The 23072-nt window shown below is 41.6% G+C and carries 21 protein-coding genes; 10 read left to right on the top strand and 11 right to left on the bottom strand.

Features of this window, described 5'->3' with window-relative positions; translation table 11 throughout:
- Window positions 1-46: 46 nt before the first annotated feature.
- The 4 genes from Q9312_RS04190 to Q9312_RS04175 all read left to right on the top strand — a co-directional run bounded on the left by Q9312_RS04190 (window position 47) and on the right by Q9312_RS04175 (window position 2485).
- Window positions 47-457, top strand: a complete 411-nt coding sequence (locus Q9312_RS04190; RefSeq protein ID WP_309203314.1) for a hypothetical protein — start codon at window positions 47-49, stop codon at window positions 455-457.
- The gene (locus tag Q9312_RS04185; protein WP_309204550.1) at window positions 358-1233 is read left to right on the top strand and encodes an acyl-CoA desaturase; all 876 of its coding nucleotides are present in this window, start codon (window positions 358-360) and stop codon (window positions 1231-1233) included. Before Q9312_RS04190 ends, Q9312_RS04185 begins: the two co-directional genes overlap by 100 nt.
- Before the next feature lie 310 nt (window positions 1234-1543).
- Entirely contained in the window at window positions 1544-1903 is a 360-nt protein-coding gene (locus Q9312_RS04180) for an MmcQ/YjbR family DNA-binding protein (RefSeq protein WP_309203313.1), read from the top strand.
- A 120-nt stretch (window positions 1904-2023) separates the two neighbouring features.
- On the top strand, window positions 2024-2485 hold the full coding sequence (locus Q9312_RS04175; RefSeq protein ID WP_309203312.1) for a hypothetical protein: 462 nt from the start codon (window positions 2024-2026) through the stop codon (window positions 2483-2485).
- A 4-nt stretch (window positions 2486-2489) separates the two neighbouring features.
- On the opposite strand, the gene Q9312_RS04170 is transcribed toward Q9312_RS04175, so the two are convergent.
- Window positions 2490-2798 (bottom strand): hypothetical protein, encoded by a 309-nt coding sequence (locus Q9312_RS04170; protein WP_309203311.1) that lies wholly within the window; start codon window positions 2796-2798, stop codon window positions 2490-2492.
- A gap of 678 nt (window positions 2799-3476) precedes the next feature.
- On the opposite strand from Q9312_RS04170, the gene Q9312_RS04165 reads away from it, so the two are divergent.
- Window positions 3477-4823 carry a cytochrome P450 gene (locus tag Q9312_RS04165; RefSeq protein WP_309203310.1) on the top strand — a complete coding sequence of 449 codons (1347 nt, stop codon included), beginning with the start codon at window positions 3477-3479 and terminating at the stop codon, window positions 4821-4823.
- A gap of 3 nt (window positions 4824-4826) precedes the next feature.
- Entirely contained in the window at window positions 4827-6170 is a 1344-nt protein-coding gene (locus Q9312_RS04160; RefSeq protein WP_309203309.1) for an MFS transporter, read from the top strand.
- A 60-nt stretch (window positions 6171-6230) separates the two neighbouring features.
- Here the strand turns inward: Q9312_RS04160 and Q9312_RS04155 are convergent, their stop codons facing one another.
- Window positions 6231-9278: an insulinase family protein gene (locus Q9312_RS04155; protein WP_309203308.1), complete on the bottom strand. Its 3048-nt coding sequence runs from the start codon at window positions 9276-9278 to the stop codon at window positions 6231-6233.
- A gap of 266 nt (window positions 9279-9544) precedes the next feature.
- On the opposite strand from Q9312_RS04155, the gene Q9312_RS04150 reads away from it, so the two are divergent.
- Complete coding sequence (locus Q9312_RS04150) at window positions 9545-11494, top strand: S9 family peptidase (protein WP_309203307.1); 1950 nt, start codon at window positions 9545-9547, stop codon at window positions 11492-11494.
- Window positions 11495-11545: 51 nt separating this feature from the next.
- Here the strand turns inward: Q9312_RS04150 and Q9312_RS04145 are convergent, their stop codons facing one another.
- The 7 genes from Q9312_RS04145 to Q9312_RS04115 form a co-directional block, all read right to left on the bottom strand.
- Window positions 11546-12754, bottom strand: coding sequence for an IS256 family transposase (locus Q9312_RS04145; RefSeq protein WP_309203027.1), 1209 nt, complete (start codon window positions 12752-12754; stop codon window positions 11546-11548).
- Window positions 12755-12880: 126 nt separating this feature from the next.
- Entirely contained in the window at window positions 12881-13057 is a 177-nt protein-coding gene (locus Q9312_RS04140) for a DUF3012 domain-containing protein (RefSeq protein ID WP_309203306.1), read from the bottom strand.
- 85 nt (window positions 13058-13142) lie between these two features.
- Window positions 13143-13811: a lysoplasmalogenase gene (locus tag Q9312_RS04135; protein WP_309203305.1), complete on the bottom strand. Its 669-nt coding sequence runs from the start codon at window positions 13809-13811 to the stop codon at window positions 13143-13145.
- A gap of 252 nt (window positions 13812-14063) precedes the next feature.
- The gene (gene hflD, locus Q9312_RS04130; RefSeq protein WP_309203304.1) at window positions 14064-14684 is read right to left on the bottom strand and encodes a high frequency lysogenization protein HflD; all 621 of its coding nucleotides are present in this window, start codon (window positions 14682-14684) and stop codon (window positions 14064-14066) included.
- 6 nt (window positions 14685-14690) lie between these two features.
- The gene (gene mnmA, locus Q9312_RS04125) at window positions 14691-15833 is read right to left on the bottom strand and encodes a tRNA 2-thiouridine(34) synthase MnmA (protein ID WP_309203303.1); all 1143 of its coding nucleotides are present in this window, start codon (window positions 15831-15833) and stop codon (window positions 14691-14693) included.
- A 74-nt stretch (window positions 15834-15907) separates the two neighbouring features.
- Window positions 15908-16402 carry an NUDIX hydrolase gene (locus Q9312_RS04120; protein WP_309203302.1) on the bottom strand — a complete coding sequence of 165 codons (495 nt, stop codon included), beginning with the start codon at window positions 16400-16402 and terminating at the stop codon, window positions 15908-15910.
- Complete coding sequence (locus tag Q9312_RS04115) at window positions 16384-17034, bottom strand: pseudouridine synthase (RefSeq protein ID WP_309203301.1); 651 nt, start codon at window positions 17032-17034, stop codon at window positions 16384-16386. The genes Q9312_RS04120 and Q9312_RS04115 overlap by 19 nt, the downstream gene beginning before the upstream one ends.
- Before the next feature lie 202 nt (window positions 17035-17236).
- Between Q9312_RS04115 and Q9312_RS04110 the strand changes: the two genes are divergently transcribed.
- Window positions 17237-19459, top strand: a complete 2223-nt coding sequence (locus tag Q9312_RS04110) for an NADP-dependent isocitrate dehydrogenase (RefSeq protein WP_309203299.1) — start codon at window positions 17237-17239, stop codon at window positions 19457-19459.
- Between the two features lie 58 nt (window positions 19460-19517).
- Here Q9312_RS04110 and cspD read toward each other — a convergent pair whose 3' ends face one another.
- The gene (cspD, locus tag Q9312_RS04105; RefSeq protein ID WP_309203298.1) at window positions 19518-19742 is read right to left on the bottom strand and encodes a cold shock domain-containing protein CspD; all 225 of its coding nucleotides are present in this window, start codon (window positions 19740-19742) and stop codon (window positions 19518-19520) included.
- A 252-nt stretch (window positions 19743-19994) separates the two neighbouring features.
- On the opposite strand from cspD, the gene clpS reads away from it, so the two are divergent.
- Both clpS and clpA read left to right on the top strand, forming a co-directional pair.
- Window positions 19995-20321, top strand: a complete 327-nt coding sequence (clpS, locus tag Q9312_RS04100; protein WP_309203297.1) for an ATP-dependent Clp protease adapter ClpS — start codon at window positions 19995-19997, stop codon at window positions 20319-20321.
- A 43-nt stretch (window positions 20322-20364) separates the two neighbouring features.
- Entirely contained in the window at window positions 20365-22644 is a 2280-nt protein-coding gene (gene clpA / locus Q9312_RS04095; RefSeq protein ID WP_309203296.1) for an ATP-dependent Clp protease ATP-binding subunit ClpA, read from the top strand.
- 104 nt (window positions 22645-22748) lie between these two features.
- On the opposite strand, the gene infA is transcribed toward clpA, so the two are convergent.
- Window positions 22749-22967, bottom strand: a complete 219-nt coding sequence (infA, locus tag Q9312_RS04090; RefSeq protein ID WP_309203295.1) for a translation initiation factor IF-1 — start codon at window positions 22965-22967, stop codon at window positions 22749-22751.
- Window positions 22968-23072 lie beyond the last annotated feature (105 nt).

Below are 23072 nucleotides of genomic sequence, written 5' to 3'. Positions count from 1 at the left end.
GCTGAAACCTTACAGAATTGAAAATTTAAAGAGTTTAAATAAGTTAATGAATAAATCTAAAGAGCCGTTGCGCTCAGTGGCTCAGACAGAGCCAACACGCAAGCCGAAAATTATTTGGTTGAATGTCTCTGTATTTGTTTTAACCACCACCATTGCCCTAATAGGGGTACCCTTATACGGCTACTTGGTTGGTTTCGACTTATGGCATTGGGTATTCATGATTATAGGTATTGGTTATTGTGGAATGTCTATTACCGCAGGTTATCACCGACTTTGGTCCCATAAAGCTTATAAAGCGAATGCTGTTATACGCTTTTTCTACGCAATAGGGGGGCTTTTGCAGTACAAAATAGCGCACTGCATTGGTCGTCTGATCACCGTTTACACCACGGTCATGTTGATGACAATGATAAGGACCCTTATTCTGCCAAACGCGGTTTTTGGTATTCTCATATAGGTTGGATGCTTCGAGAATACCAATCCCATCGGTACAATGACTACTCAAACGTAAAAGATTTACAACAAGATAAAATTGTAATGTGGCAGCATCGAAATTATTTATGGCTAACCTTGTTGGTCAATTTTGGTGGACCTTTACTTCTTGGTTGGATTTACGGCGACGTCATCGGAATGCTACTAGTGGTAGGCTTTTTGCGTTTGGTGATTAGTCATCATGTGACTTTTTTCATCAATTCATTGGCGCATATTTGGGGCAAGCAGACCTACACCGATCAAAATACAGCGAGAGACAATGGGTTTATTGCCTTGTTTACCTTTGGTGAAGGCTACCATAATTTTCACCATTTATTTCAAAACGATTATAGGAACGGCATTCGTTGGTGGCATTTTGATCCGACAAAGTGGTGGATTAAAACCTTAAGTTGGTTAAAGTTAGCGAAGGATCTAAAGCGCAGTGATGAGTCTAAAATTGAGCGTGCTAAAGCTACGATGTTAATGCAAAGAAATATTAAGAAGCTACACTTAGCCGGTCATCCTCGAAGTGAAGAGTTGATCAATAAATTGAAGGCAGAATATGAGATTTATTGTCAAAAGCTAACTGAGTACTATTCTGCAAAGCGAGATTGGGTTTTACTTCAGAAAAAGCAACTGGTTGAAAACTATGAGAATCATGAAGTATTTGAAAAATATCAACAGTGGCGCAAACAGTTGAAAGCTTATCGTAAACATTGGATCGGTTTTAATCGTCAATTATTGTTAGCTCACGCAGCATAATAGAGCTAATTGCTTAATTAAGAGAAAAGGCAGCATTAGCTGCCCTTTCTCTACTTAGCGTTACTGGCAGTTTACTCGACCTCCTATTCAAGGCATAATCTATACTCGATGTTCGTCTATTCGAGCGCCAATAATATTAAAAGTCTTATTGCATTACGGAGTTGTTGTTGCAAAAGGCCACTGTTGCAAAGTGTCGCTGTATTAAAGTGTCGCTGCCTCAAAGTGCAGAGTCGTCAGGCTGACGAGATAGACGATATCGTCATTTTTAAAGGAGAATATTTTACGCTCTATGGATTAGCGAGCTTAATGAATGACCTATTTAGAGTTTAACGAGTATTGTAAGTCACTTAAGTCTACCACCTATGTCGTACAATGGGGTGGGGCGCATGTCTGGAAAATCGGCGGTAAAGTATTTGCTATCGGTGGATGGAATAAAGACTCGGGGACAGAGGCTTATACATTCAAAGTGTCAGAGCTTAACTTCGACGTTTTAAAAGATCAACCAGGTTTTCGTCCTGCGCCTTATCTTGCTTCAAGAGGATTTAAGTGGATTCAGCAGTTCGATACGGACTCAAAGCTGAATAAGCAATTACAGTATTACCTATCTGAGTCTTATCAAATGGTGGCAAAAGGACTTAGCCAGAAGCGTCAAAAGGAACTTGGGCTTTAATGGTTTTCTCGATCTGATACGAATCGAAGTTCGATTGTGATATCACTTCATGTTTTGTTTTTAATGGCGATTTGCGTTAAGTATCGATCCGCCATGACATTATTGTAGTTAGGGATTTTTATGAGTAAAAAGTGGATAGTTGTTCTTAGTATTTTTAGTTTAGTCGCTATTGTTGGTTATTTCGCAAAAACTAAATACGATGACTTGCATAGCGCGACGACACAAGGATTAGTGTTTGGAAAAGCTTTTGGGGAGTCGTTGAATCAAAGCCAGTGTACTACTGGTCTAAGATTTCGATACATGGGTTGTAATGATCTAGAGTGTGAATTATCCGCTACGGGATTTATTAATGGCTGTATGCTGGCCGCAAATAAAGATGACTTTTGCACCAGGTTGCCAAAACTAGACGATGTTAAAGCCTCTCTAGATTGGGTTAATGACACTTGCAGCGGTATCGGTTTGCACAACACAAAGTGTAAAAACTATTTACATACTTTTGTGAAGTTATGTACAGAACAAACCACAGGTCGCCGTCCCTCAAAAGCTGAGCTGTTTCAAAATGGGTTCGAGAGAGCTCAGTAAAAAGCTATTCATCACGGCAGACATAGCCTTTGGCCTCCACTACAGTTAGAAAGAGAGCAACATGACTTTTTATGCTGGTAATGAGGATATGCGTACTACCAGCTTTGGCCGCTTTAATTCGGGCATCATTAGTGGCGTGCTCTTTCGCGAGTGCATACTCTTCAAATGCAGAACCTGATTTAATACTGATGTTTTGCCTGCAATTGGTCGGAAGCTCAATTTCAGATTCTATCATTTTTACGGCTAAACTCTGCTCGCTGACCGTTGCGCATGCACTGATCATTAAGATAGCTATTAAACTAATATATCGCATTTTTCCATGTAGTTCGTTGATGGTGGATAGGTCGTATTTAATCAAATGTATGTGAACTTAAACTGAACCTTGTAAAGTTGAAATGGCATATATTTTTCATGTGTATTTGTAGGGGTATTTTCATGATTTATAGAGGTTTGACCTGTTCGATGTACTTTTGATTCTCAGTTGTATTTTTTCAATACGACATACATTCCGGCTTTGTTTCCTAAATTTTTTTTGAATCCACTTTAATATCAAATAGGTGTCAATTGGTATCGACGTTTTATGGCGATGGTTTTTAAAGAGAATGCTATTTTTAGATTTTAAATTTAGTATTGAGTCATTTTTCATTAAAGTCCATTGAAAATCTCTTATGTAAATATTTTTTAAAATGCTTGTTTTTTATTCTAGACAGCGATTTTTTGCGAGAGTATTCTTTTTGTCGGACCTATGTAAAACAAAGGAGAAAATAAAATGAAATACACAAAAGCTGTTATGAAAAAAATGTCAAAAACTACTCGCGGTTGGTGGTACTACTACCCAATCTACTAATTTTTATTTAGTAGAGTAGTCACGAGAAAGTTGTCGCATTTACACGGAAGAGTTGAACGTTTGATTCTTTCTGTTATGGAGTTGTGGCATCTTTCTCTTAATAAAATTCCTTCCAGTAAGCTGCTTTTCTAGAGTGCAGAAGTCATGTTTTCATTTTTTAAAAAAGATAAAAATAAATTGCCAAGTATTTTTGATATTCCAGGACCTAAAGGAAAATTTCTGATTGGCGACGCTATGCGTTTCGATGAAGATCCCGTTGGCTGGATGCTTGAGACTAAGCCTGAGTTTGGTGACATGGTTCGCCTTGATAGTGAGACAGTGGTGATTCATGACGCTGGTTTAATAGAAAAGGTCTGCAGTGAAACGAATGAAGATTATATTCTAGACAATGCGATGACTGCAGGTAAACACGGTCGAAAAAAGCTGATTGACGGTATAGCCGAATGGATGCAGTCTCGAAAATATCTGGGTAAAGCATTAAATCGTCATGTATTAACACAGCATATTGGAAGAGCAGGAGTAAGCTTAGAGCGTGAAGTCGATAAGCGTTCTGATCAAGAACAAGATTTGTTTGATGCAAGCCAAAACTTATTGGGATGTGCGGTAGCTGATTTTGTCGTGGGTGCTGATCCTGAATTTAAGCGAATATTTGATGCCGTTGAAGAAGTCTTTTGGGCATCGCTTAATGTTACGGATAGCGAAGAAACTCGACTACCTTGGATGCCGAGACCCATAGCAAAACGCGCTGAACGTTTAAATAAAGAATTGGTCGAGTTGCTGCATCAAGTGGTGAAGCGGAGGTTGGCTGAATATCCTCGCAATGAAGCGCCAAGAGATGCACTCGATCAACTGATTGAAGGAATGCATGACGCACCTGAAGAACAATTGGTAGCGGCCGTTCGCTTAATGATGGTTACTGCCCACGGACCTTCGGGTTCAATTTTTAGTTGGTGCTTGTTACGACTTGCAGAGCATCCTGAGTATATTGAAAAAATTCGCGAAGAAATGGATCGCGATGCCAAGGATATTTTAATTCCAAGTAAGTTCCCAAATACTCACGCATTCTTAAAAGAAACCATGCGCATGCATCCGTCCAATTGGTTAATGGGAAGAACCGCTCAAAGAGACACTATGTTGGGTGGTTATTTAATACCAGAAGACTGTCGAATTTTATTCAGTCCTTTTGTACTTCACCGAGATGAACGCTACTGGGATCGCCCAGAAGAGTTCGACCCAGAACGTTGGTTGACGGGTAAGGCCCCTCACAAAGAAAATGCCTATATTCCGTTTGGATCGGGTCCTAGAATATGCCCCGGTGCGTTATTGGGGCCAATTCAACTAATGTTGGGTTTGCGGGCCTTACTAAGCAGATACGAACTCATTCTTCCTCCCTTAGAGACAGCATTGCCTATGCACAGTACTTTATTACGTCCCGATAATGTGAAGTGTCGATGGGTACTTAGAGAGAACTTGCAAAAGCAAGCGGTGTAACGAATGGAAAAGCAGTCCCAAGGAGCAAGTGATTCGTTCGCTCGTGTTGCCATTGAAGAAAACCAAGTAAACGTTCGTTTGGTCAATAACTCGCGTTTTCGATCACTTTGTGTTGGCTCATTTATTTCTATGCTTGGTGATCAGCTGACTTTGGTCACTTTACCTTGGCTAGCTTTGTTTCTATTTAACGAGCCTTGGGTGCTTGGTGCCGTATTAGGTGCATTAGCCGTTCCAATGACTGTTTTTTTATTAGTTAGCGGGGCTGTGGTCGATCGTTTCTCTCCGAAATCCGTGTTACTTATTTCCAAGGCCATTAATGCAGCTTTGATGTTTTTGCTAGTAGGCCTTTTAATGGTAGATCAATTGAACTTTTGGTCGTTGATTTCGATTGTATTAGTCTTAGGGACGTCAAGCGCATTTGCAATTCCAGCTGGTTCGGCTTTACTGCCTGAGTTAGTTAACTCATCACAATTGCCGGCCGCCAATGGTTTTGGAATGATGTTGCGTTCGATAACCAATATTATCGGACCATTATTGGCGGCGGTTTTGTTGGGTATAGAACTTAATTCAAGTGAAGGAGAGGTGAGTCATCAAGGACTCATTTGGATCTTTAGTATCGATGGATTAACCTTCGTTGTGTCGGCGATTATTTTAGCGGTAATAAAAGTTGAGCCAAGAAGAAGCTCAAGTCGAGTGAATAAACTATTGAGTAATGTGATCGCGGGCTTTGGCTATTTTAAGCAAAATAAGGAACTTCTTAAGATAACGCTCTACCTCGCAGTGGTTACAAGCTTTCTTGGTGGATTCATGCAGGTCGGTATGCCTTTAATGGTTCAGCAGCATTGGCAAGAAGGCTCACAGAGTTATGGTTATCTATTAGCATTTTTTGCATTTGGAAATGTACTCGGTTCAATGTTAGTCAGTAAGCTGCGGCAAATAATAAAACTGTCCGTTGGCGCAAGCGTGCTATTGACCGATCTGTTCGTCGGAATTGCATTAATTGGTTTATCACAATCGACCAGTGTTCTGCAGGGACAATGTATACTCTTTATAATGGGAGTGTTTGCTGGATATGTTCAAGTGATATTTATGTCTTGGGTTCAAATGAGTACTCAACGAGAGCTTTTAGGTCGAGTAATGGGCATAGTGACCTTTGCATTAATTGGGTTGTTACCCTTAAGTGCAATGTTAAGCGGATTTATCTTACAGTCGATAGCAATCGATCTATTTTTCCTAATTGCTGGAGCTGCACTTTCGATTGTTGCGTTAAGCGCACTCCTGTTTAGTTCAATCGTTAAAATTGGATCCGTCAATAAGCTTTCAGTAGCCAGTGAATTAACCTCTTAACGACAATCATTGAAACTACTTTAAGTTCGATTTGGCGACTTTCTCAATATAACCGAATCTCTAAAGCTCTATTATTTTAAAACCTAATGTTTCAGCTTCATGTATGGATTGTTGATTAGCGAGTAAAACGGTGTTTGAGGTAGAATTGAATAGGTAGCGCTTCACGGCATTGACAACATCTTGGCGACTGACACTTGCAATATTATCAATTAAAACATGAGTCATGTTCTTCGTTTGGTTTAGTAATAAATCAAGATGACGCTCAATGTGAAAAGCGAAGGACGACGTTTGAGCCGTCAATTGACTAACGGCTTTGAGCTTTGCAAACTCCAAATCTTGGTCAGTAAAATTTTCATGAACTAATAACCAACTTAATGAGCGGTTAAAGTGCATCAAGGTTCTTTCGAGATTAGGATCGTCGTGTGAAAATAGTCTGAAACATGAGAACTGAGACTCTTGTGTTACACCAACGCCATAGGCGCCACCACGTTCTCGAATCGCTTGATTTAAGTAGCCCCCATGTATAAGAATGGCAGCTAAAGTAAGAGCTGCAGCGTCGGCGTGTAATTCACTGACCGTTGGAATAGCCATCGCGCAGGTATTGAGATGTTTATTGGCGACCCAACATCGTTGCGTTGAAATTTCATCGTTAGAATAGAATTCATCTGAATGTCTTACAATTAGACCGTCAATTTCACCGTTAATTTCACCGTTAATTTCACCGTTAATTTCACCGTTAATTTCAGAATTGTTATTCGCAACTCTATTTAGATGCTCATCACCATATGAAGAGATAGTTGAATCTAGATTGCTATGCTTCCAGACTTTTGCCATCAACTCACTGACATCGAGTTTCGACTCAGAGCCCGTTTGCATGATCAACTGAACTGACTGCTCTTCAATAAATGATTGAATGGTCATTAAATCGCAGAATAGTTGATTTAATTCAGCCGCATTGTTTTCAAGGTCTTTTGTTAACCCTTTTAACCGACTAATAGCTTCAAAACCATGCCATTGAGCGGCGAGATGCTCTCGATAACTAAAAGGAGCACAAGCGGAAGAAAGCGCTAGCATATGAGCACCAAAGGCTAAGTTACTTTCGATGCTCGCTAAAAATTCAGATAATCGACTTTGAATATCTTCTCGCGAGTCAATTTTCGATAAATTAAGAACGTAGTGTAATAATTGAGTTAGCGAATGATAGTCTTGCTGCAACGATGTTCCAGATACGCATAAGAATAAACGCCCCTTTTGGGGATTACTAGAATCTTGGCGACAGATTACTTTTGCGTTGAGCTCTATAGAACCTAGTGACTGCTGATTGATGATATGGTTCTCAACGGCTTGTTCCATGCCAATGTCAGTGAGCAAAAAGCAATAAAGTTTTAAGTGTTTTTGAAGCTCGCGGGGTAAAAAGCTCAATTCCATAATGGCAGATTGATGTACCAAGCCTTGGCTACTCATTTCCACGATATTAATCATGGTGTTTGAACATTGAGTAACGCGTTCTCGAAAATCTTTAGACTTAGCTTCACTCTTTATTTGCTCAAATCTAAGCATTGGTAACCTTGTTAAATCTTCGGCTGACGTTTGGCGTGACTCTAAAGACTTTTGTTGAGTCGCAATTTCTTGGCGTTGTTTGATCGTTAAGACTCTGTTTAGCGTGTCTAGTGTTTCGTTCAGTAATTCTGATGGTGACGGTTGGTTGATGTCATTAACCAAGGTTAGTGATAAGTGATGGTTGTTATTGACTAACCGTCTATTAATTAATGATTTAAAATAATCTGGACTACCAATCTTCTTATTGAGCTCTGTTATGGCGCCACCTATATCTAGTAACCCACTAGGGTTTTGATTTTTTAGCATCGCGGGCATTGAGCGTAGAAATAGTTGAACACCGTAAGGAACGCCGTATTCGTCAAATTTTCTTCGCTCTAGTTCAATCTCTTTAATAGCCATCTCCATAAACGACTTTGGGAGACCATGACTAGCGACACCTGTAATACATTTTGTAAACTTATCTGAAAGTTCATTCGCTGCTTTTGAATCTTTAATACGAAACGCTAAACTTAAAATCAGTTCGCGACCATCTCGATCAATGCCGCATAACTCATAAACCGGATCAAGGTCATTTGATTGAATTAATTGATTAAGCGGGGAGAATGGGTTTTCAATAAGAGCCTTAAACAATAGATCGGCTTCTAACTGATCGTTTAAATTAGATGTTTCACCCAATAGCCAACCCAACATAAAGTAGTTGTCATCTAACTTACATTTAATTAACTGCTGTTTAGCGCTACTAAAGTGCATGTTTTGAGGTTGGCAAGTCTTTTTCGAAAGGTCAAAGTGTTGGAGAACTTGAGTTTCAAAAATATTTTGATGGTGGGCTGCTGGTATGTTTCCGAAGGTGATGAATTTTACGTTCGATGGCGTAAAAAAGCGTTGGTGCGTCGCGACAAATTTTTCGTAGCTAAGATTAACAATATCGTTAGGTTCGCCGCCACTATTAAATTGGTAGGGTGTGTTTGGTAAAAAATGTTGCTTAAACAACTCCCATAACTGAGATGATGGCGTTGACATTGCCCCTATCATTTCATTAAGCACTACGCCTTGAAAATGGATGTCACTATGTAGGTCTTCTACTTGCTGCAATTCTAACCGATGGCCTTCTTGAGCAAAGTCTAATGGATCTAGTCTAGGGAAAAAAATGGAATTTAGATAAACAGAAAGTAAATTATTAAAATCTTGGAGTAGTGGCGTTGCAAATGCGAAACCGGTCCAATCACTGCCCGTTAGAGCGTTCATGAACTGACTGACCGAACGTCGTGACATCTGAAAAAGCAAGTCAGACACGGGAAAGTTTTTGCTACCGCACATGATCGCATGTTCTAAAATGTGGAAGACACCGCTGTTATCGAAAGGCGGAGTATGAAAGCTCGCCATAAAGATATTCTCGGACGTATCAGCAGTGAAGTGAAAGTGTTCGGCACCTGTCGGTTCGTGTCGATACTGACAGATCTCTAAATCTAAAAATGAGATTTTTGTTGCTTCTATTAAGTCAAATGAAGTGATCTTATTGCTTTTCTTGGCTTCGGCTTGAAATGACATTGTCTTTAAATATTCCTTTTTTTTTAAATTCTAAGGCTGGTAAAGAACAACTGCAATGATTAATTACCCTTGAGCTACTGGGACGAACATTATTTTTTGGAGGAAAATTATTTGTCTGAAACCAAGAGAAACTCAATTTGTATTGCTAAATGTGTAATATCGGTCATTTTGACATGCTCTTTAACATTTAGCGGGCGATGTGTGAGTAAGTCCTAAGGATACTAAGTGACTGAAAATTGGATTTCAAACCAAAGAAGGAAAACACCATGCGTCACATTTATAAATACGTGATAGCGTTATGTTTACTCGCTACCAGTCTCTCTGGATGGTCTAGTGCGAAAGACATACCTGTCAAAGACTTTTTTAAAAACCCCGATTACACCTCATTGCAGCTTTCGCCGAACGGAAAGTATCTAGCCATCCTTTCACCGCTCAGAGAACGTAGAAATATTATTATTATGGAGTTCGCTAAAGATGGCAGTATCGGTAAGCCAAGGGCTATAACAGGATTGGCTGATCAAGATGTTGCTGGTTATTTTTGGGCAAATAATGATGATATCGTCTTTACCATGGATAGCGATGGTAGAGAATCATTCAGTTTGTATAAAGTGAATACTAAGGGCAAACCAAAAATTGTACAGTTAGTTGCTGCAACCGCGGGTTCGGCAGGCATTCGATCGGCCAATGTTGTTCATACATTGCCTGATGACCCAGACCATATTTTGGTTCAATTTAATGGTCGACGTATTGCTGCTCCTGATCTTTATAAATTGGCACTTGATAGTCATTGGGATCAAAGAGGAAATAAAAATCGTAAGATGGATATGATTGCTCGCAACCCAGGCAATGTTCAAAGCTGGTTAGTCGATCATGATGGTGATGTTCGTGGCGCGGTGTCGATAGACGGTCTAAGTGGAAAATTCCATTATAAAGAAAAAGGAGAGGAGGAGTTTAAAGTCCTTAGAGAGTTTAACATTCACGATGAAGGAATGACGCCATTAGCTTTTGATTGGGACAATAAAACGTTATTTGTTTCATCAAATATTGGTCGTGACCGAGGAGCAATTTACAAGTTTGATCCTAAAGCCAATAAACTTGGTGACTTAGTTTTTGAACATGATGTCGTTGATGTTTCCAATTTAATGATGTCTCGACATCAACAAAAGGTTTTAGGTGTTAGTTACATTTATGAGTATCCAGAAACCGTTTATTTTGATGAAGCGACTAAAAATATGATGGCTTCATTGCAAGCCGCATTTCCGGGTAAGCGAGTTAATTTAACAAGTTCTACTCAAGATGAGTCGGTTAGTATCATTTCTGTTTCTGATGACAATGATCCCGGTAAGTACTATTTATTTGAAAGAGATACTAATAAAGTTTCATTTCTTTTAGCCCGTATGCCTTGGTTGAAACCAGAATTACTGTCTGAAATGAAACCCTTTAAATTTACCAGCCGTGATGGCCTATTAATTCATGGTTATATTACGATTCCAAAAGAGTCTGATGGTAAAAATCTGCCGTTGATTGTTAACCCACACGGTGGCCCGTTCGGAGTAAGAGATAGCTGGGGTTTTAATCCCGAGCATCAGTTCTTTGCGAGTCGCGGATACGCAACCATTCAGGTAAACTATCGAGGTTCTGGTGGATTCGGTCGTAAATTTGAGCAAGCCGGTTATGGTGGAAAGTGGGGTGCAGAAATGCAAAACGATCTCACCGATGCGGTTAAATATTTGATCAAAGAAAAAATAGTTGATCCGAAGCGAGTGTGCATTTACGGTGCCAGCTACGGCGGTTACGCAACGATGGCAGGCTTGACATTTACACCTGACTTGTACGCTTGTGGAATCAATTATGTGGGTGTAACCGATGTTGCATTACTTTTTGAGTCTATGCCGAAACATTGGGAACCTATGAAAGAAGTTATGAAAGTTCGAATCGGAGATCCCGATGACGATGAGTTAATGAAGCGTATGTCACCATTAGCACATGTAGACAAAATCAAAGCGCCGTTAATGATTGTTCAAGGTGCGAACGATCCTCGTGTTGTTAAAGAGCATGCTACGGAGCTTAGAGATGCGCTCGAAGATCGAGGTATTAAGTTAAGTGACGATGAGTGGATTATGAAAGAAAACGAAGGACACGGTTTCAGAAAAGAAGAAAATCGTATAGAGCTTTACACTAAAATGGAAAAGTTCTTAGCAAAACACTTAAAGTAATATTGAAACTAAAAAAGGCGACCCTGTAAATTATTCTGTGTAACTGCCAGTTCAAACATAGTCATCTAAGCGGCCATCAAATACAATCATAAAATGATTTAAGGCCGCTTTCCAATTTCTAATAGGCATAGTCCATTTTTTCGAAGCGTCCATAATCGCTAGATAAACCACTTTTTTGGCGGAGTCATCTGATGGAAAGAGCTTTCGCTTCTTAATCGACTTTCGAATCACACTGTTGAGCGACTCAATGGCATTGGTCGTATAAATGGCTTTGCGTATTTCAGGCGGATAATTAAATAACGTATTTAGATTGTGCCAATGAGTTTTCCAGGAGCGACTGATTTGCGGATACTTATCGTCCCAACGCTCAGAGAATTGCTCTAACGCAAGCAGCGCATCTTCTTCAGTGGCTGACTGATAAATGCGCTTTAAATCCGCTGTCACGGCCTTGTAGTCTTTCCAGGGAACATAGCGAACGGAGTTTCGAATCATGTGCACTATACAAAGCTGTACTTGCGTTTCGGGATAAGCCGAGTTGATAGCGTCAGGAAACCCTTTTAAACCGTCAACACAAGCAATGAGAATATCTTTAACTCCTCGATTTTGAAGCTCAGTTAAAACGTTGAGCCAGAATTTAGCCCCCTCGTTTTCTGATAACCACAAGCCTAAAAGCTCTTTTTGGCCTTCCATAGTGACGCCTAGCGCCAAGTAAACGCACTTGTTGATGACTTGTTTATCTTGCCGAATTTTTAGCACGATACAGTCCAGATAAACGATGGGGTAAATTGAATCTAGTGGGCGTGACTGCCATTCAATGACTTGCTCAATAACTGCATTGGTGACTTTTGAAATCAATGTGGGCGAGACGTCGGCATCATACATGTCTTTGAACGTGGCTACGATTTCTCGAGTCGTCATCCCTTTGGCGTAAAGGCTCAGGATTTTCTCGTCCATCGTAGTGAAGCGAGTTTGCTGCTTCTTGACTAACTGGGGTTCGAATGTGCCTTGCCGGTCTCGTGGCGTTTCAATTGAGAGTGGGCCATCTTCGGTAAGAAGCGTTTTCGGTGTATAGCCGTTCCGATAATTATCAGAATCTGACTGAGCGTGTCTTTCATAGCCCAGATGCTCATCAAGCTCTGCATTCAAAGCGGTTTCGACAGTGACCTTCGTCAGCATCTGACGAAAGTCATTTAACTCTTCTTCAGTCTTTATGCCTTTGGCTGCTTTACGAGCCCAGGCTTCAACCTCTTTCTTGTCCATAGGTCTATCATCTCCTATTCAATAGGTTAATAATAGACAGTTACACAGAGTTATTTACAGTCTCAAAAAGGCCAGCAACTAGCTGGCCTTTTTTTGATCTAGAGAAAGACAAGTATTAGCTTTAATCTAATTCTCGGGTTTCTGATTTAGCACGCAGTATTTGGTGTAATCTCCAATTTCATTTGCCGTCCAATCACCTTTGGGCTTGTCTTTCATCTGTTTGCACCATTCATCACTACCTACTTTGGGGCTACAAGCGGCAAGCATCAATAAAGAAAGCGCTGCAAACGTAAAAATTTTCATAGTTATCCTTAGTATTGACTGAACAAGTTAATCATTAAGTATACTCTATTCTTAATCGTTGTTGTCGCTAACTAATACGCATTTCTTAAACTGGCAACCAAGGGCTGGTGGTTGTCTGGATTACTAGGGTCGTTGCCAGGATAAATTGCCCTGAGTAGTACAAGGGCAACCCAATGGCTTTATCAATAAACTTTTTACCTTTAAAGCGGTGAGTAGCGACGAAAAAGTCTGAGATTAAGAATAGAGTCGCGCCGAGAGCCATCAATGTTAATTGACCATCAATTCTAACCGCCATGGCAGTAGCGGTCATGGCGGTTAGGATTAATACATAACCAACAACTGGCCAGCGCAATTTTTGAGGAATGTCTTTCCAAAGCCATTTGATAACAAAATATAGAGGGAGCAGTAAGACAACGAATCCGACAAGTAGCTCGATATAATTGATTGAATAATGAGCAAATGCGAGGATGTAGCTTAAGTGTCCAAGCGCAAAAGCAACCATTCCAGCAGCGAAAAAGCGTGTACTTTTTCCTAATAAAAAGACGTCGCCAAAGGCGCCTAAAGTGATCGCTATAACAATGAGGTAAGCGGCTTCAAATGATGATTCGATGCTTAGCAAGCTAACATAAATTACCATGATCACTGACGTTAAAGTCTTACTAACGATAATCAGTAAGCGGTGGTTTAAAAATTGACCAGTGATGAGGGTCGTTAAGCTTAGGGTTGCCGAAACTAAAAGGACTAAATTGATCATAAAATGCAATGTCTTATAACTTAGTTGAAGATTGTTGTTATACCACAGGGCATTCACTAGCTTGTCAATGGTAAATACTACCCTTGAAGCGATATCTCACAACTAGGATACTCAGGCCTGCCTGAATAGCTGCAAAAATATTCGGGTATTTGAATTTGATAGGTTCAAGTTCAAATTGCTCCCTTTTGCATTTTGGCAGCCCTTTGGGCTGCCTTTTTTCCAAACGCTATTTGACTATATTGAACAGAAAAACTATTCAAAAATAGGTTGAGTAAGAAGTTTGTTGGCCGTATCGCAAATTTGTTTGCGATTAAAAATAAACTGTCTTTTCTTACCGCCAACCTGGCGCCAAAGTACCGATGCTCTGACCGCAGCAAGTAGCAGTGCTCGAATCTTATCTTGGTTCATTTTATTTTCGAGAATCGCTGGATTTCCTTGCACTTGGACCCGCAGCGGTAGTTGAGAAATACTTTGTGAGTAACAATCGGCCAGTGATGCCATCATATTAGCTGACATGATGTCGTCATAATCCAGAAGTCGACGGGAATGTTCAATTCTCGATGAGAGTATTTGTTGAACTTCAGCATTTTTCATAAATTGCTTCTGCAGTGTAAATATATTGGCCATGTAGCGACCAAACTCGGCATCTCTCTCTTCATTACTTGCATTTAATTGAGCTCGCAGTGCCCGCAACCCATTGGTTAAGCTCGCACTGCCTGAGTACAAGTCCACTACTGAATCGGTATCTAAGGTGAAGATACTTTTTATCAAGGGCAATGCATCAGCATCGTCCATTTGTCCCTTCCAAGCGACTTTTTGTACTTGTTGAACTGATTGAGCGATGGCGGCGAGTGTAAGTACGATATCGTCCATGTGGTGCTATCCTGCTTGATTGAGTGGTGATGTTTCGTTTGTTTGAATTTGGCTGTTTTTTTCAATGGAATCAATGATTCCACCGCCTAGGCAGACTTCTCCAGAGTAGAATACGACAGATTGGCCAGGTGTTACTGCCCTTTGCGGTTCATCAAACTCAACTCGCCATTGGTTTTCATCAATTTGCGAAACGTGACAGGGCACGTCTGTTTGTCGATAACGCACTTTCGCTGTGCACTGGAATGAGGGTTCCGGCTGTTCTCTAGCGACCCAGTGCAACTGAGAGCAAGTTAATCCTTGGCTCATTAAGAGAGGGTGATTGTGTCCTTGCCCCACGATCAACGTATTGGCCGTTACATTTTTATCGACCACATACCAAGGATCATCGTCAGCGTTTTTTAAACCACCAATACCCAGACCCTTTCTTTGCCCTAAGGTGTGAAACATCAAACCTTGATGTTCCCCTATAATTTCGCCTTGATCATTTTCGATTGGACCGGGTTGTGCTGGTAAAAATTGCTCTAGAAAGTCTTTAAACTTTCTTTCGCCAATAAAGCAAATACCCGTACTGTCTTTCTTTTTGGCGGTCACTAAACCTTGCGCTTCGGCGATGGCTCTGACTTCTGACTTTTCGAGTTCGCCGACTGGGAATAAGGTTTTAGATATTTGATCTTGGCCGAGCGTGTATAAAAAGTACGATTGATCTTTATTGTTGTCTAGACCACGCAACAATTGCACCTTTCCATTGTTTTCAGCGCGTCGAGTGTAGTGGCCTGTCGCGATGTAGTCGGCACCTAAATGCATTGCAAACTCTAAAAACGCTTTAAACTTAATTTCTTTGTTGCACATAATATCTGGGTTGGGCGTTCGTCCAGACTTGTACTCATTTAAGAAATACTCAAAGACTCGATCCCAATATTCTGCTGAAAAATTAACCGTATGCAATTCGATACCCAGGCGATCGCAAACCGCTTGTGCATCTGCAAGATCTTCAGCTGCAGAGCAGTACTCATCAGTATCGTCTTCTTCCCAGTTTTTCATAAACAGGCCTTCGACCTGAAACCCTTGTTCAAGGAGTAGATAGGCAGAAACAGAAGAGTCCACACCACCGGACATACCTACGATGACTTTTTTAGATTTTTGACTCATTTTGGCATACGCATATTAGTCTATGTTTATTAATTGAATCGATAGTTGAAGTCGACCCATTAATTGTGATTCGGTCACTTAAAATCGAGCAGGGCAGTATAACATGAATTCGCCAAAGCGACTTCATCATTGGAGAAATTGAACTGATCGATGGAGTACCGCTTACCGGATAAATAGTCGCGCAAACAACTCAGAACTAAACCGCTTCGTAATTGCCTGCCGAGACCAGTGATTTCATCAAGGGTCATCCAATGTGCTTTAATAATATCGGGGTCTTGAGGTTTCAACTCATCGTCTCCGAGCACATCGCCACAAAAACAAAAACGAAAGTAGTGTTTGCCATTCGTCGCTGGACTTAGCAAATAGTTTCCAACCAAAGCGGTTGGCTGAAAGTTCAGTCCTGTTTCTTCCAGAACTTCGCGTGACACCGCCGTTAATATGGATTCATTGAGTTCGACGTGCCCTGCGGGTTGATTGTAAACCGTGAGGCCATTGTCGATTTCCTCAACGATCAAAAAACGCTGGTCACGTTCGATTATTGCTGCGACGGTCAGTCGTATATCTGGCATGATTCGCAAGTTTCCTTAGAGGTTGATTTTGGTTTGGGCAAATATAAACGGGCCACCCAATTTGAACAGCGACTCGTGATGGTTAGGTGCATCGATATTGTCCGGGCAGCAAGGCTCCGAGTTCCCATTGACCCACCTTCATTCGAACTAATCTCAGTGTCGGCAATCCGACGGGCTGCGGTCATTCTGCGAACTTGCCGATTACGACCTTCAGTAATTGTTAACTCGATCCAAGAGGTAGGAATATTTTTGCGTGTGCGTATCGGGGGATTTCTTTCCCATAGATCAGGTTCTTCGATGACCTTAACTTGAGCAGGACGCGTTACCCCATCTTTTAGTTGAACGCCTTCTGCAAGCTGTCTTAACTCAAGATCGGTCGGAATACCCTCCACTTGAACCCAATACGTTTTTGGCTGTTTATGTTTCGGATCTGTAATTTTGTGCTGTAATTTGCCGTTGTTGGTAAGAACCAAGAGACCTTCAGAGTCTTTATCGAGGCGACCAGCGGCATAAACCTCGGGAATATCAATATACTTCGATAAGAGGTCGTCGCTTGGCTCGCCGCTGAACTGACACAGCGTGTTAAAAGGCTTGTTAAATAACACGACTTGAGTTTTGGGGTGTTTGTTCATATTTTGCTCAAAATCTCTACTATACTCTCGACAGGTCTATCATATCGATTGGTTCTACCCTTATTGTACTGTCTTACGACTTTTTGTGCAGTGCAGAGAGTTGCAAATTCGCGTATAATGCGCGCCGAATTCTTAAGTAATGCGATTTCCGAGCTGTTTAAGCTTTATCATCCAAAACGATTAACGTAAATGGAAAGGGCAAATGACAACATCAAAAATTATCTACACACTAACGGACGAAGCGCCAGCGCTAGCAACATACTCATTCTTACCCATCGTTGAAGCTTTCTCAAAAGTTTCTGGGGTTGCCGTTGAAACTCGCGATATTTCACTATCTGGACGAGTTATTGCTGCCTTTCCTGAGCGCTTGACTGAACAACAGCAACAGTCAGATGATTTGGCATTTCTTGGTGAGTTAGCTAAGTCTCCTGAAGCGAACATTATCAAGCTTCCGAACATTTCTGCATCAATTCCGCAATTGAAAGCGACGATTAAAGAGCTTCAAGCAAAGGGGTACGACTTACCAGACTATCCTGACGAGCCGAAAAGTGATGCTGAGTCAGACGTTAAAGCCCGTTACGATCGAATCAAGGGCAGTGCGGTTAACCCTGTATTACGAGAAGGAAACTCCGATCGTCGTGCGCCTGCGTCGGTAAAAGAATATGCCCGTAACAACCCACACTCGATGGGGAAATGGTCGAAAGACTCGAAGTCACATGTCAGTAGCATGCAAGATGGTGACTTCTTCGGCAGTGAACAATCGGTAACCATTGATAAAGCCCAAGATATGCGTATTGAATTGGTTAGCGCAGAAGGCGAAACGACGGTATTGAAGAGTGCCGTTCCTGTTTTAGAAGGTGAAGTGATTGATTGCGCGAGAATGAGCTGTAATGCGCTGGCTAAATTTTTCCAAGAGCAAATTGAGGCATCAAAACAGCAAGACGTGCTTTTCTCTTTACATTTAAAAGCCACCATGATGAAAGTTTCTGATCCAATTATGTTTGGCCATGCCGTTAAAACTTTCTTTAAGCCGGTATTCGAAAAGCATGCAGCGATTATTGAAAGTTTAGGCGTCGATGAAAATAATGGGATTGGTGACTTGTACAATAAGTTAGATCAGCTGCCACAAGAACAACGAGAAGCCATTGAAGCTGATTTAGCGGCGGTTTATGAGCAGCAACCAGCGATGGCAATGGTGAACTCTGACAAAGGTATTACTAATCTTCACGTTCCTAGCGATGTGATTATTGATGCATCTATGCCTGCCGCAATTCGTACTTCCGGGCAAATGTGGGGGCCTGATGGGCAATTAAAAGACACAAACTTTGTCATTCCAGATCGTTGTTATTCAGGCGTTTATCAAGAAACCATCGATTTTTGTAAAGAAAACGGTGCTTTTGATCCAGTGACCATGGGAAGTGTTTCGAATGTTGGTTTAATGGCTCAGAAAGCCGAAGAATATGGTTCTCATGATAAAACATTTGAAGCAGCGACAAACGGCACGATTCAAGTAGTCGATGCTGCAGGTAATGTGGTCATGTCACAAAGTGTTGAGAAGGGTGATATTTTCCGTATGTGCCAAGTCAAAGATGCTCCGATCAAAGACTGGGTTAAATTAGCGGTCAACCGAGCTCGAGCAACGGGAAATCCAGCGGTGTTTTGGTTAGATGAAAACCGAGCTCACGATGCTCAATTAATCGAAAAGGTGAAACAGTATTTGCCAGAACATGATACCAGCGGTCTAGAAATTCATATTTTAGCGCCGGTTGAAGCCACTCGCTTCTCTCTAAAACGCATGAAAGATGGTCAAGATACAATCTCTGTGACAGGGAATGTTCTACGCGATTATTTAACCGATTTATTCCCGATTTTAGAGTTAGGTACCAGTGCAAAAATGTTGTCAATTGTGCCTTTAATGAATGGTGGTGGTTTATTCGAAACCGGTGCTGGCGGTTCTGCTCCAAAACATGTTCAGCAGTTTGAAGAAGAAAACCATTTACGATGGGATTCACTTGGTGAGTTTTTGGCGTTAGCTGTTTCACTTGAGCATCTTGGCGAGCATTTTGATAATGCCAAAGCAAAGGTCTTAGGGCAGTCTCTCGACAAGGCAACTGGAAAGTTTTTACTGAATAACAAGTCTCCGTCTCGAAAAGTAGGAGAGCTTGATAACCGCGGTAGTCACTTCTATCTGACTATGTATTGGGCAGAAGCCTTAGCGGCTCAGACGGAAGATAAAGAGTTAGCAGCTCGCTTTGCTCCTTTAGCAGAAGCGTTAGCGAAAGATGAGTCGCTGATTGTCGAACAGCTAAATAGCGCACAAGGCAAAGCAATGGATATTGGCGGTTACTACAAACCATCTCCAGAGCTCGCATCTGCTGCTATGCGTCCGAGCGCAACTTTCAACGAGCACATAGCTAGTCTTTAAGAGGGTAGCTGCTCATCAAAAGCTGCGTTTAAAAAAAAGGCTCCTCACGGAGCCTTTTTTATTCGCTTGAATCAGGCGCTTCGGTTGGAACTATGTCCGAAGCATGTAGGCCTTTTGGGCCCTCACTGATTTCAAATTTAACTTCCTGTCCAGCTTTTAAGCTGCGGTAGCCTTCCATGTTGATGGTGGAGTAATGAACGAAGATATCTTCGTCTCCTTGCTCGGATTTAATAAATCCGTAGCCTTTGGCATTGTTAAACCATTTTACGGTTCCCGTGGGCATAACTACATTCCTCTATCCTGAACAGTGTTTACATCTCAAATCGCTAACTTTTTGAATTCTAATCCGATTTGAAGCACCACGGACACTTTTTGCACAAAAAATAAGCGTTGTCAAGCAGGGGTCAAATTGTGCCCTTGAAATTGTGACTGATAACACCCATTAAACACTCATCATATCAAGTTGGGTTGTGTTATTCTTAAGGTCTAATTTTGAATATTTAGCAATTTTTTTGCCTTAAACTAAACTGAAGTTATGAGCCAAAATAATCAGAACGATTGGGAAATCGATCAAGGGGTCGCGGTTGAGGAGTCTAAGCCAGAGCTCAAACCGCCGCCGATGTACAAGGTGGTCTTGCTCAATGATGACTACACGCCAATGGACTTTGTCGTGGAAGTGATCATGAAGTATTTTGGAAAGCATCAAGAAGAAGCGGCCAAAATTATGTTGCAAGTGCACTATGATGGAAAGGGGGTTTGTGGCATCTACCGAAGCGAGATTGCCGAAACCAAAGTTGTCCAAGTGAATGAGTACTCGAAGGCTAATCAACATCCGTTGATGTGCATGATGGAAGAAGCATAAGAACTTCGTGTAAGAGATTAAGTTTGCTGTATAAGGTGCTGTTATGCTTAGTAAAGATCTTGAGTTAACCCTAAACTTGGCGTTTAAACAAGCGCGAGAAAAACGGCATGAGTTTATGACCGTCGAGCACTTGTTACTCGCATTATTGGACAACCTTATTGCGTCAAATGTGTTACAAGCCTGTGGCGCCGATATTCCTGAACTGAAAAAGCAGCTTTCCGATTTTGTCGATGAGACAACGCCTCTCATCCCACAACATGACGAAGCGCGAGAGACACAACCAACGCTTGGGTTCCAACGCGTGCTTCAGCGAGCAGTCTTCCATGTTCAGTCGTCTGGTAAAAAAGAAGTCACTGGCGCGAATGTTTTGGTGGCTATTTTTAGTGAACAAGAAAGCCAAGCCGTGTATTTTCTGCAACAGCAAAAGATCTCTCGTCTAGATATCGTGAATTATATCAGTCATGGTATTTCTAAAGTCGGCGAAGATGAAATTGAGAATCCAGGTGCTGCAGAAGTTGATGAAGAATTAGGTCAAGAAGCGCCTGCGAAGACCCCTCTGGAGTCATATTCCACCAATCTAAATGAATTGGCCAAAGAAGGGCGAATCGATCCTTTGGTGGGGCGCGCCGATGAAATTGAGCGAGCGGTACAAGTTTTGTGTCGACGACGTAAAAATAACCCTTTGTTTGTCGGTGAAGCAGGGGTTGGTAAAACGGCAATCGCTGAAGGTTTAGCGAAGCGAATTGTCGATGAAGATGTTCCTGAGGTTATTGCCAATGCAACGGTGTACTCATTAGATCTAGGAGCTTTATTAGCAGGAACTAAGTATCGTGGCGATTTTGAAAAGCGCTTAAAAGCACTACTTGCCGATTTAAAGAAGCAAGAACACGCCATTTTATTCATCGATGAAATTCATACCATTATCGGAGCGGGTGCTGCGTCCGGAGGAGTTATGGATGCATCTAATCTCATAAAGCCAATGCTAGCAAACGGTGATTTACGATGCATGGGGTCGACGACCTTCCAGGAATATCGCGGTATTTTCGAGAAAGATCGCGCCTTGGCCAGACGTTTCCAAAAGATTGATATTAATGAGCCGAGCGTTGAAGAGACCATTAAGATCCTTCAAGGGCTTAAAACTCGTTATGAAGATCACCATGATGTTAAGTATTCGTCTCCCGCATTGAAGGCTGCTGCAGAGTTGTCTGCGCGTTATATCAATGATCGACATTTGCCGGATAAGGCGATCGATGTGATTGATGAGGCCGGCGCTAATCAACGTTTACAGCCCACGTCAAAACGTAAGAAACTTATTGGCGTGCATGACATTGAAAGCATCATTGCCAAAATTGCGAAAGTACCTCCTAAAACGGTGTCTCAGTCAGATAAAGACTCATTGCAGAACCTAGAGCGTAATCTCAAGATGGTGGTTTTTGGGCAAGATCCAGCGATTGAAACCCTATCTGATGCGATTAAGTTGTCACGGTCTGGGTTAGGAATTGAAGATAAGCCAGTTGGGTCATTCTTGTTTGCAGGTCCAACGGGGGTTGGTAAAACAGAGGTTACCAAGCAACTGGCGAAAATTATGGGCATAGAGCTGATTCGGTTCGATATGTCTGAGTATATGGAGCGGCATACCGTTTCTCGGCTAATCGGTGCGCCGCCAGGGTACGTAGGCTACGATCAAGGCGGATTGTTGACAGAAGCGGTTAATAAAAATCCTCATGCCGTGGTACTGCTCGATGAAATTGAAAAGGCTCATCCCGATGTTTACAACTTGTTGTTACAAGTGATGGATCATGGGACCTTGACTGACAACAACGGTCGCAAAGCCGACTTTCGCAACACTATTTTGGTCATGACAACCAATGCAGGTGCCGCTGAGTTAGTGAAACCGTCGATTGGCTTTCAGCAGAATGAGAAAGACAACAATAACATTGATGCAATCAACCAAACCTTTTCTCCGGAGTTTCGCAATCGCCTTGATGCCATCGTTTGGTTCAAAGGGTTGTCTGAAGAAGTCTTACTATCGGTTGTCGACAAATTTGTCGTCGAACTGCAAACACAACTAGATGATAAACATGTTTGTCTCGATGTCGATTTATCGGCACGCAAGTGGCTGTGTGAAAAGGGTTATGATCCGAATATGGGTGCTCGTCCGATGGCTCGAGTGATTCGAGAAGAAGTTAAGAAGCCTTTGGCAGACGAATTGTTGTTTGGTCGTTTAGTTAACGGAGGACAGGTAAAAGTGTCTTATGTTGATGGCGCTGAGGTATTGTCTTTTGAGGTTACCCCTAAAGAAGAGGCCGCGATCACTAGTTAAGCGTTTTTAACGAAACGAGAGCAGACATCGACGGTTTGTAAATTTGGAGTAATAGAAAAAGCCCGGTTGAACCGGGCTTTTTAGTATTCGATGGAATGATAAGTTTATCGAGCGCGGAAAATGATGCGACCTTTTGAGAGGTCGTACGGAGTCATTTCCACGGTGACAGTATCACCAGTAAGAATTCGAATGTAATTCTTACGCATTTTTCCTGAAATATGAGCGGTCACTACGTGACCATTTTCTAATTCAACGCGAAACATTGTGTTTGGAAGTGTTTCCAACACAGTCCCTTGCATTTCAATATGGTCTTCTTTCGCCATAGAGTCGTGAAACCTTTTAAAATTCAACAAAATTTGAGCGCGTAATGATGCCCTAACAGAAGGAAATAATCAAAAATATTTACTCGATTGGTTAAAATAATCGCA

This window comes from Pleionea litopenaei, from assembly GCF_031198435.1.
Lineage (GTDB): Bacteria > Pseudomonadota > Gammaproteobacteria > Enterobacterales > Kangiellaceae > Pleionea > Pleionea litopenaei.
Note: the sequence above shows the minus strand (reverse complement) of the source record. Positions and strands in the feature narration are given on the sequence as shown.

What these genes read in the sequence shown, in the direction of transcription:
- hflD (WP_309203304.1), bottom strand. Translation starts at nt 14,684, where the DNA reads ATGGACGATATCGTACTTACACTCGCCGCCATCGCTCAATCAGTTCAA.
- Q9312_RS04140 (WP_309203306.1), bottom strand. Translation starts at nt 13,057, where the DNA reads ATGAAAATTTTTACGTTTGCAGCGCTTTCTTTATTGATGCTTGCCGCT.
- Q9312_RS04160 (WP_309203309.1), top strand. Translation starts at nt 4,827, where the DNA reads ATGGAAAAGCAGTCCCAAGGAGCAAGTGATTCGTTCGCTCGTGTTGCC.
- Q9312_RS04150 (WP_309203307.1), top strand. Translation starts at nt 9,545, where the DNA reads ATGCGTCACATTTATAAATACGTGATAGCGTTATGTTTACTCGCTACC.
- mnmA (WP_309203303.1), bottom strand. Translation starts at nt 15,833, where the DNA reads ATGAGTCAAAAATCTAAAAAAGTCATCGTAGGTATGTCCGGTGGTGTG.
- Q9312_RS04155 (WP_309203308.1), bottom strand. Translation starts at nt 9,278, where the DNA reads ATGTCATTTCAAGCCGAAGCCAAGAAAAGCAATAAGATCACTTCATTT.
- Q9312_RS04110 (WP_309203299.1), top strand. Translation starts at nt 17,237, where the DNA reads ATGACAACATCAAAAATTATCTACACACTAACGGACGAAGCGCCAGCG.
- Q9312_RS04120 (WP_309203302.1), bottom strand. Translation starts at nt 16,402, where the DNA reads ATGCCAGATATACGACTGACCGTCGCAGCAATAATCGAACGTGACCAG.
- Q9312_RS04175 (WP_309203312.1), top strand. Translation starts at nt 2,024, where the DNA reads ATGAGTAAAAAGTGGATAGTTGTTCTTAGTATTTTTAGTTTAGTCGCT.
- Q9312_RS04190 (WP_309203314.1), top strand. Translation starts at nt 47, where the DNA reads ATGAATAAATCTAAAGAGCCGTTGCGCTCAGTGGCTCAGACAGAGCCA.
- Q9312_RS04115 (WP_309203301.1), bottom strand. Translation starts at nt 17,034, where the DNA reads ATGAACAAACACCCCAAAACTCAAGTCGTGTTATTTAACAAGCCTTTT.
- infA (WP_309203295.1), bottom strand. Translation starts at nt 22,967, where the DNA reads ATGGCGAAAGAAGACCATATTGAAATGCAAGGGACTGTGTTGGAAACA.
- Q9312_RS04180 (WP_309203313.1), top strand. Translation starts at nt 1,544, where the DNA reads ATGACCTATTTAGAGTTTAACGAGTATTGTAAGTCACTTAAGTCTACC.
- Q9312_RS04170 (WP_309203311.1), bottom strand. Translation starts at nt 2,798, where the DNA reads ATGCGATATATTAGTTTAATAGCTATCTTAATGATCAGTGCATGCGCA.
- Q9312_RS04135 (WP_309203305.1), bottom strand. Translation starts at nt 13,811, where the DNA reads ATGATCAATTTAGTCCTTTTAGTTTCGGCAACCCTAAGCTTAACGACC.
- cspD (WP_309203298.1), bottom strand. Translation starts at nt 19,742, where the DNA reads ATGCCCACGGGAACCGTAAAATGGTTTAACAATGCCAAAGGCTACGGA.
- Q9312_RS04145 (WP_309203027.1), bottom strand. Translation starts at nt 12,754, where the DNA reads ATGGACAAGAAAGAGGTTGAAGCCTGGGCTCGTAAAGCAGCCAAAGGC.
- Q9312_RS04165 (WP_309203310.1), top strand. Translation starts at nt 3,477, where the DNA reads ATGTTTTCATTTTTTAAAAAAGATAAAAATAAATTGCCAAGTATTTTT.
- clpA (WP_309203296.1), top strand. Translation starts at nt 20,365, where the DNA reads ATGCTTAGTAAAGATCTTGAGTTAACCCTAAACTTGGCGTTTAAACAA.
- clpS (WP_309203297.1), top strand. Translation starts at nt 19,995, where the DNA reads ATGAGCCAAAATAATCAGAACGATTGGGAAATCGATCAAGGGGTCGCG.